The 7914-nt window shown below is 56.7% G+C and carries 9 protein-coding genes; 2 read left to right on the top strand and 7 right to left on the bottom strand.

Features of this window, described 5'->3' with window-relative positions; all coding sequences use genetic code 11:
- Nucleotides 1-91: 91 nt before the first annotated feature.
- The 5 genes from ACIQ20_RS14735 to ACIQ20_RS14755 are packed head-to-tail and all read right to left on the bottom strand — an operon-like array spanning nucleotide 92 to nucleotide 5166.
- Nucleotides 92-1135: a class I SAM-dependent methyltransferase gene (locus tag ACIQ20_RS14735; RefSeq protein WP_395781592.1), complete on the bottom strand. Its 1044-nt coding sequence runs from the start codon at nucleotides 1133-1135 to the stop codon at nucleotides 92-94.
- 46 nt (nucleotides 1136-1181) lie between these two features.
- Entirely contained in the window at nucleotides 1182-2102 is a 921-nt protein-coding gene (locus tag ACIQ20_RS14740) for a lysophospholipid acyltransferase family protein (protein ID WP_395781594.1), read from the bottom strand.
- Nucleotides 2103-2111: 9 nt separating this feature from the next.
- Nucleotides 2112-3113: a tetraacyldisaccharide 4'-kinase gene (gene lpxK, locus ACIQ20_RS14745; RefSeq protein WP_395781596.1), complete on the bottom strand. Its 1002-nt coding sequence runs from the start codon at nucleotides 3111-3113 to the stop codon at nucleotides 2112-2114.
- On the bottom strand, nucleotides 3110-4408 hold the full coding sequence (locus ACIQ20_RS14750) for a 3-deoxy-D-manno-octulosonic acid transferase (protein ID WP_395781598.1): 1299 nt from the start codon (nucleotides 4406-4408) through the stop codon (nucleotides 3110-3112). Before ACIQ20_RS14750 ends, lpxK begins: the two co-directional genes overlap by 4 nt.
- Nucleotides 4405-5166, bottom strand: coding sequence for a lysophospholipid acyltransferase family protein (locus tag ACIQ20_RS14755; protein ID WP_395781600.1), 762 nt, complete (start codon nucleotides 5164-5166; stop codon nucleotides 4405-4407). The genes ACIQ20_RS14750 and ACIQ20_RS14755 overlap by 4 nt, the downstream gene beginning before the upstream one ends.
- Before the next feature lie 119 nt (nucleotides 5167-5285).
- On the opposite strand from ACIQ20_RS14755, the gene ACIQ20_RS14760 reads away from it, so the two are divergent.
- A complete protein-coding gene (locus ACIQ20_RS14760) occupies nucleotides 5286-5948 on the top strand; it encodes a protein tyrosine phosphatase (protein WP_395781602.1) in 663 nt (220 codons plus the stop codon).
- Nucleotides 5949-5973: 25 nt separating this feature from the next.
- On the opposite strand, the gene ACIQ20_RS14765 is transcribed toward ACIQ20_RS14760, so the two are convergent.
- Nucleotides 5974-6654 (bottom strand): zinc metallopeptidase, encoded by a 681-nt coding sequence (locus ACIQ20_RS14765; RefSeq protein WP_395781604.1) that lies wholly within the window; start codon nucleotides 6652-6654, stop codon nucleotides 5974-5976.
- A gap of 88 nt (nucleotides 6655-6742) precedes the next feature.
- The gene (locus ACIQ20_RS14770) at nucleotides 6743-7066 is read right to left on the bottom strand and encodes a hypothetical protein (protein WP_395781606.1); all 324 of its coding nucleotides are present in this window, start codon (nucleotides 7064-7066) and stop codon (nucleotides 6743-6745) included.
- A gap of 245 nt (nucleotides 7067-7311) precedes the next feature.
- Between ACIQ20_RS14770 and ACIQ20_RS14775 the strand changes: the two genes are divergently transcribed.
- Nucleotides 7312-7788 (top strand): hypothetical protein, encoded by a 477-nt coding sequence (locus tag ACIQ20_RS14775; RefSeq protein WP_395781608.1) that lies wholly within the window; start codon nucleotides 7312-7314, stop codon nucleotides 7786-7788.
- The last annotated feature ends 126 nt before the right edge of the window (nucleotides 7789-7914 follow it).

A 7914-nucleotide genomic window follows, 5' to 3' on the forward strand; every position in this document is an offset into this window, starting at 1 on the left:
CAGCCGATCCGGGACCACAAGCCGCAAAGTCCCCTGAGGTCCCCGCTCTCCGCTACCGCTTCGGCGGGGATGACATGTGCAAGGTACCCCCTCACCCAACACGCTTTTGAAACATCCAGCCCTTGGTCAAAAAGGCTTGTGCACCCTCAACAAAATCAAAGCCTGCCGCATCGAACAGGGCCTTTAGGTCGGTTGTCAGATAAGTGTTGAAGAAAGGCTCATGAAAGCCCACGGGAAAAGCATCCAACAGGCGGTCGAGATTGGGATCATCGCCCGTCTGGAGCGCATCTGCCAGCACAAAAATGCCACCGGGTTTCAAGATGCGCGCAGCTTCTGTCACCGCGGCTTTGCGAATCTTGGGCGGTAATTCGTGGAACAGATAGACACACAGCACCCGGTCCACACTGGCACTATCAAATGGCGTCGCTTCCGCTGCACCACTGATGGCCGTGGCGCTTCGGTAGGGCGATAGGGCCTTAGCGGCCGCTGCCGCATAGGGTGGCGACATATCCAGCGCCGTGAAGCGCAAACGTGGGAAATTGCGCATGACTTCGCGCGCCAATTGCCCAGTCCCGCACGCAAGCTCAACGCAGGTCGTGGTGCGCTGGTCGATGCCTTTCAGGCTTTTGGCCAACAACGCTAAAGCGGTAGACCGCCGCATCGCGCCAGCGGAGCCCGTAAAAATCGTCTCGACTTGAAAGTCATAGAGGTCCGCACTTTCGGGTGTCAGCCATCCGCCACTTTGCCAATGGAAATTTTGACGGAAATAAGCGGGAAACCCCTCCCCCAAACCCTCATCGCGCACCTCGACGCCATTCTTGGCCAAGCGACGCTGATCAATCGCGCGCACATCTTGCAGATAGGCAAAGCTTTTGCGTGTCTGAGCGAGTTCGGTTTTGGCCTGTGGGGCAAGGTAAAGCCCAGCATCAATATTGGCCATATCTTGGGTAAAGGCCGCCATATAGGCTTGGCGCATGCGGGCTAAATCTGGCTTAGGCTTGTCGGAGCTGAAAGGTGTGTCACCTGGCCGATCAAACGGGGCCGACGTTGCGCGTGAGAGGCCATAATGAGCAGCATAAAAGGCCAGCTTAGCTGTCGCCCCTGCGCGATACTTCAAGGCTTCGATGCGGTCCATATCTCTAACCTAGACCTGACACATAGATTGGCCAATCAAAAAATGATCAGTCCATCACCCCCGCGTCGATCCACGCCTTTTTAGGCCAGCGCGCATGCACCCAGAACCATTGTTCGGGCGCTTTTAAGATGTTTTCTTCCATGAATTGATTGATCCGCAGGACCGAGGCCTCGACCGCATCATCCACCGGCAGATCAAAGTCCATCATCATGGGTTCTTGAATATCAACTTTGAAGTGTGCCCCAGACAGGCGCTTGACCGTCATGGTCTGCAAGGGTGCTTGGAAGCGGTAAGCTAGGCGGGATGGCCCATCAGCGGTCTTGCACATATGGCCAAAGAACGGAGCTTCGACGCCCGTCTCATACTTCTGGTCGTTCATCATGGCGACAGAGCCGCCCTTGGCGAGGATCCGCATCAGGCTGACCCCACCCGATGGCCCCTTCGGCGCAAATAGGCGCACACCATAGTCAGCACGGGCTTTGACAATTGTGTCATCAACCCAGATGTTGTTGGCTGGCCGATAAGTAACTCGGCAATCAACCCCGCGCCGCACAATGGCTGCGGGCATAACTTCCCAATTGGCAAAATGGCCCGAGACAAAGACGCCGGCTTTGCCCGTTCCCACATAGCGGTCGAGAATGTCCAAGCCGTCAAACTCTGCCCGGCTGTCGGGCGTAAACAGGCCCATGGCGGACAGATGTGGGAACTCCCCCACGACGCGGCCCAAATTGTCCCACATAGCGTCCAGCATCTCGCGCTCTTCGGCGGCGGTGATGCGGGGGAAGGCCAAGCGCATATTGTAACGCGCTGTTTTATGCGCACTCGTGATCGGGCCAAGACGTCGGGCAAAGCCAGCGCCCGCATTAGAGGCTTCGTCCAAGGACATCCGGCTAATGCGGTTCCAATAAGTGTGAAACGCCCAAGATTCGATGCGCTTGAAGACGGACTCGCGACGGCCTGCTGTCATGGGAAAATCCTAATCCTGCCCGAGATGGCTGTCGAGTTTAGCGCGCAGAAAGGCAAGAAAGGCTGCCTTATCCGCCAAAACTGCCTCAATCGGAACGACACGCACCTTGGCTGCAAAGGCAGGCGGCAGACGTGCAAAATCCTTCTCGGTCGTGACCAAAGTGGCACCAGCTGCCAAAGCATCCGCCTCAAGTCGCGCCAACTCATCCGGGCGATAGCGGTGATGATCGTCAAACGGATAAAGATCGACCAGGTTCAAGCCCAAGCCGCGCAACGTCGCATCAAACTTCTCCGGTCGACCAATCCCGCAAAAGCCCAAAACCGGGCCTTCAATGGCGATAGGTTTCGCCTGCAGCGTGGCCTCGAAAATGGGGCCGCTATAGCCTTCCAAATCTTCCTGCGTATCGTCCGAGATCGGCCCCATCAAAATGACCGCATCGGCGCGTGCAAGGCCGATAGCGGGCTTCTCGCGCAAGGGCCCTGCCGGAATCAAATGCCCATTGCCAAAACCGGTCTGACCATCGACCACCACGAGCGAGATCGCTTTTGCTAGGGCCGGATTCTGGTGACCATCGTCGAGGATCACAGCTTTCATGCCTTGCTGGGCGGCCAGCTTTCCTGCCGCTGCCCGATCACGCCCGACAAAGACAGGGCCACCTTGCGCCAGCATCAAGGGCTCGTCACCAACTTCTTCAGCCCCATGTACGCCGGGATCAACGGCGACAGGTCCTTCTAACGTCCCACCATAACCGCGCGAGACAATGCCAATGGGACCACCCGAAAGGTCCGCCAATAAAGTCCGTAAGGCTTGCGAAAATGGGGTTTTGCCCGTGCCACCGGCGGTCAGATTGCCAATGGAGATGACTGGGATCGACAAAGCCTCTGGCTGAGCTTGCGCGATCCGCCGCGCGACGCTGGCCCCATAGAGCGCGCCAAGGGGCGATAGAAGCAGCCTCAGGATGGGTGCGGCATCGCGGCCATAACGTATGGTCCAAAAGGCAGGCGCTCTCATGACTTAGACCGCCCCAAAAGCGCGACGAGAGCCGCCACCGTGTCCGCCATGGCGTGGCCACCTTGCGCAATCACGCCACGCGCAGCTTCGTTCAAGCGTTCGCGATGCGCTGGGTCACCTAACAGCCCTGCCAAAGTCAAAGCGATACGATCGGAAGCATGATCATCCAAAATGACCGCCCCATCCTGATCTTCCAAGGCCTGATAAAGGTCGAGGAAGTTGCCGACAAAGCTGGCGCTGATCACGGTGGAGCCAAGCTGCACGGGCTCTACCGGATTATGGCCGCCAATGCCGGGCTGTAAGCTGCCGGCAACAAAGGTTACCGGTGCCAACCGCATCGCCAAACCCAATTCGCCAAGCGTGTCCCACAGCCAGACTGGGGTCTGAGGGCCTGGAACTTGCCCCGCCGAGCGGCGCACTGGCACTAAGCCCTTTTTGCGGCATTCAATCTCAACATCTTGAGCACGCTCGGGGTGACGGGGGGCCAAGATCAACAGCGCGTCGGGTGCCCCCAAGCACAAAGCTGCATGGGCGGCGAGCAGGACCGCCTCCTCCCCTTCATGGGTGGACGCTGCCAGCCAGACCTGGCGCTTGGCCAGTTTTGCCGTCAGCACCTTGGCTTCCTTGACATTCACAATGGGCGCAGGGGCTGCGAGTTTAAGATTGCCAATGGTGCCAATTGGCCCTGTGCGAAATAGGCTGAGCGCTTCGAAGGTGCGCTTGTCGGCGGGCAACGCGACATCAAACAGGGAAAATAAAAGCTCTGCCGTCTTCGCCCTGCCCCGCCAGCCCTTGACCGACCGCGCCGTCATGCGCGCATTGACCAAAGCCAGCGGCACGCCAGCCTCCTTCGCCGCCAACAATAAGTTCGGCCAAATCTCGCCTTCAACAAAGATGGCGAGGTCTGGCTGCCAACCCGCGATAAAGGCCTTTGTCGCCATGGGCGTATCCACCGGGACATAGCGATGCAGATCAGGCGCAGATAGCTTGCGCGCCATAAGGTCAGCCGAGGTCTTGGTACCGCTGGTAAACAAGAAGGTCAGACCGGGCTGTGCTTTGCGCAGCTCTTGGGCCAGAGCATGGCCCACAATCGACTCCCCCACGCTGGCCCCATGGATCCAGACCAATTTACCTTTCGGGCGCTCAATCGGGGCTGTGGCCAATCGCTCCCCAATCCGTGTCGGGTCCTCCCGGCCTTTAGCCGCGCGGCGCGACAAGACGCCCGGCATAAAGCGCGCCAGAAGCTGTGTGGCGATCCGATAGAGCGTCAATGAGAAAGGCAGGTCCTGTGTCACGCCGTGGCCTCGTCGAGAGCTGCTGGTGGTGCAGGTTCAATCAGCGGGCCACCCACCAAGCGATCAGCCTCCTGCATGGCTTCAGTCAAGGCGATCTCTAAGGCCAGGCGCGCGGCTTCCATCTCGGCCTCGCTCGCTTTAGCGGGAACCTCAATGGCAGGCTTATAGATAATCACCCCGCTCGAAAACAAAGGCGGCAAATGGAAACGGTCCCAGCTCTTGGCATAGCCCGCGCCCTTTACGGCGAAGGCCGAAGGCAAAAGCGGGACTTTCGCCATTTTCGCGACCCGAACGGCCCCAAGCTGGGCACGCATGCGTGGGCCGCGTGGGCCATCTGGCGTAATCCCAACGCAGCCGCCTTTTGAGGCATGGCTGAGCATCTGACGAAACGCCTGTAAGGCACCCTTATCTTCGGTCTCGCCATCGGCCTTCTTTTTCGATGACGACCCCCGCACCACCGTGCGGCCTACCAGTTCCGCAGCACGCGCCACAAACTGGCCATCGGGCGAGAGCGAGATCAGCATCAGCATTTTTTGAACATCGGTCGGCCAGATCGAATGCGCGCCCATGATGCGCGAATGCCAATAACACCAGACAACGCCCTTACCGGACGTCCAGATGGGCTCGGCATGCTCTTGCCCAACAAGCGTCCACCGCGTCGTGGCGCGCACCAAGGCCATCCAAGCGGCTAGAAAGCCCGCAAAAAACCACTGGACGGGTGAAGAACGAAAGAAGGCGCGCGAGAGTTTTTTGCTCATGGTCCCCGCTCCATAGCGAGCGTTGCGCCTTAAGGCGAGTGCGCGGGTGCCACAGCTAAGGCTTGCATGGCAACGCGGGCCTGCCTAGATGCGATCCGATTAGCCGAAAAGACGCGCCCGTGCCCAAATTTGACCTGACAACACCTGAACGCCGCAAAGCCGCTGAAGATGATTATTGGTGGAACGACCACGCCTTCTTGCGCGCGCGCTTTCAAAACAAATATCAAATCAGCCCACGCATGTGGCGCACAAACCAACCCAGCCCCAAGCAATTGGCGGAGTGGAAAGAGTTTGGCATCAAGACCATCGTGAACTTGCGCGGCGATACCGACGCCAGCTTTACCGTCTTGGAAAAAGAAGCGTGCGAGCAATTGGGCCTGAACCTCGTGTTCCTGCATAGCGAGAGCCGCGGCGCGCCTTATCCTGAGCGCCTGCTAGAGGCCAAAAAAGCCTTTGAGACCATGGAATACCCGGCCCTGATGCATTGTAAGTCCGGCGCGGATCGGGCTGGCACCATGGCTGTGTTTTATCTCTATCAGATTGAGGGCGTACCGCTTGAAGAAGCGCGCAAGCAATTGAGCTTCAAATATCTCCACATTAGCGCCGCCAAGACCGGCATTCTCGACTTCTTCTGGGCCGAATGGGCCAAGATCGAAGCCACCGGCCGCATCGACTTCTGGACCTGGCTCACCACCGAATACGACCGCGACGACCTCAAAGCCCGCTATAAGCCGCAAGCGGCATGGAGCTGGATTGTCGATAATGTATTGAAGCGGGAATAGAGGTCGCGCACAATTGGATTGAACGTCACCGGATCCAACGGATCACATCCAATAACGTCGCCAAAGCGCTGGCAACATATGTCCCTGCCGCTGCCTTTAGCACCTGCCGGGCATTGGCGAGATCGTCGCCGTGCAAAAACCCGCCCTGTTCCAAGACAGGCAAAGCGCGCTTGAAGCTGGCATCGATTTCCATCGGCAAGGTCAGCACATGCATCAACACCCGCCCACTCATGAGCACGACAAGGGCACCGATTTGCAGCATCGCAATCACGGGCGACTTGATGATAATGCCAATCAAAGGGATGGAGATCAGCATCCAGAAGGCAACCTTGTCGAGCCCGGCCAGCCCTCCTGCCCATTTGGTGCGTGTCACTAAGAAGGCGTCACCGTCGCGGTGCTGGACGGCGTGGCCAACTTCATGGGCGGCCACAGCCACCGCCGTTACCGAGCGGCCTGTGAGGTTGTTGGGCGACAGCCGCACAACCCGCGCAATCGGGTCATAATGATCCGTTCCTGCCGGTGTTTCTTCTAAGCCAACATCAGCCAAACCAGCTTCATCCAGCAAGTGCCGGGCAAGTTCGCCCCCAGTGCCGGGAAAATCCGGTCTGTCGGCGGCGTGGCGAGCCATAACGCTCTTAACCCAATATTGAGGGCCGAAAATCAAGGCCAGAAGCGCGAGTATCCCAAGGATTATCAAGATTGGCATAGGTCCAATTTAGAGCAATCGGCCCAAATTGGAAATCACGGATACAACAAGGTGCTACGCGTCGCGCCCTATTGCTCTGTTATCAAGATTATTGGGTCTTCTCGGCGGCGTCCTTGGCAGCTTCAGTCTTGCGCGCGACCTTGTCAGCCGCCTCCTTGGCATCGGCCGCAGCGTTTCGAGCCGCCTCGGCAGTTTTCTCGGCGGCGTTATCAACTGCCGTACCAGCATTTGTGGCAGCGTCAGAGGCAGCGTTACCGACATCCTCGGCCGCAGTAACAGTGGCCGCACCCGCATCTTGAGCGGCGGCAGCGGCATGGTCACCCGCTTCGGCGGCTTCGTTTTTCGACTTGTCGGAGCAGGCCGTAACTGAGACGGCGAGCAAGCCTAGGCAGGCTAAAAGCTTGTTGTTCATTTTTAGGGTATCCCGATGTTTGACAGGCTGGGCCGAGGGCGAAGCAGGTACTTAACTCCCAGCGTGGGAAACTGTTCCATTGGTGCAAGGTTTCGCGCCGTCACAGCTGTGCCCCAAATTGAATAGCGACCGCCATAGTTTTATGCTTAATTATTCATGCATAGGACTGTTTATCGACAGTTGGAATTTTCAGATTTCAAATCCATATTGCGTTGGCTTGCAGATAAGACAATGAGGTCTCAAATTTGAACGAAGTTAGCAATATTTCAAGTTTTTACACAAAAATTGGCTTATTTTGGTTAAACTTTAGTTCTCTTGAGTTAATGCTCAGGCTTGTACTTCACCGAAGAAACAACGGAAATACGCAAGACCCTCAACTGTTCAGACCCTTCACCGTTGGAGAGCAGTTAACTGAAAATGCGGTCAATAATTATGACAGTTTTAGCCAAGTTTGCTGCAAGTTCAATTCAACGCTCAAAAAATCCGAAAAAATTGATTTCTCACGTATTGAAAAATTTAGAAACGCGATTGCTCACGGGAGAATAGTTGGAGATGGTAATAACTTGACGATAACCAAATTTTCTAAATCCAACAACAAAACTGTTAGGGTGGAATTCTCGTGGACTTACAGCGAACAAGATTTAACAAACTTGATTGAAGAATTAGGGGAAGCGACACAAAGCATATCTATAAAGCACTTAGGCGCAACAATTTCAGCATAAAGATCGTGTCCCACGGCGTGGTGTAACAGCGGCGTCATGAGGTAGCCGGTTTAGGGCTGAGTTGATCATGTTCAGGGGACTGCGCTGAGCATGACGATGGGATCATTGCTTAAAGGTGCGAGAGTT

It is taken from the genome of Aquidulcibacter sp. (assembly GCF_044346625.1).
In the GTDB taxonomy this organism is placed as follows: Bacteria; Pseudomonadota; Alphaproteobacteria; order Caulobacterales; family Aquidulcibacteraceae; genus Aquidulcibacter.

Coding starts and splice junctions, on each gene's coding strand:
- ACIQ20_RS14755 (WP_395781600.1), bottom strand. CDS start 5,166: ATGAGCAAAAAACTCTCGCGCGCCTTCTTTCGTTCTTCACCCGTCCAG.
- ACIQ20_RS14770 (WP_395781606.1), bottom strand. CDS start 7,066: ATGAACAACAAGCTTTTAGCCTGCCTAGGCTTGCTCGCCGTCTCAGTT.
- lpxK (WP_395781596.1), bottom strand. CDS start 3,113: ATGAGAGCGCCTGCCTTTTGGACCATACGTTATGGCCGCGATGCCGCA.
- ACIQ20_RS14735 (WP_395781592.1), bottom strand. CDS start 1,135: ATGGACCGCATCGAAGCCTTGAAGTATCGCGCAGGGGCGACAGCTAAG.
- ACIQ20_RS14740 (WP_395781594.1), bottom strand. CDS start 2,102: ATGACAGCAGGCCGTCGCGAGTCCGTCTTCAAGCGCATCGAATCTTGG.
- ACIQ20_RS14765 (WP_395781604.1), bottom strand. CDS start 6,654: ATGCCAATCTTGATAATCCTTGGGATACTCGCGCTTCTGGCCTTGATT.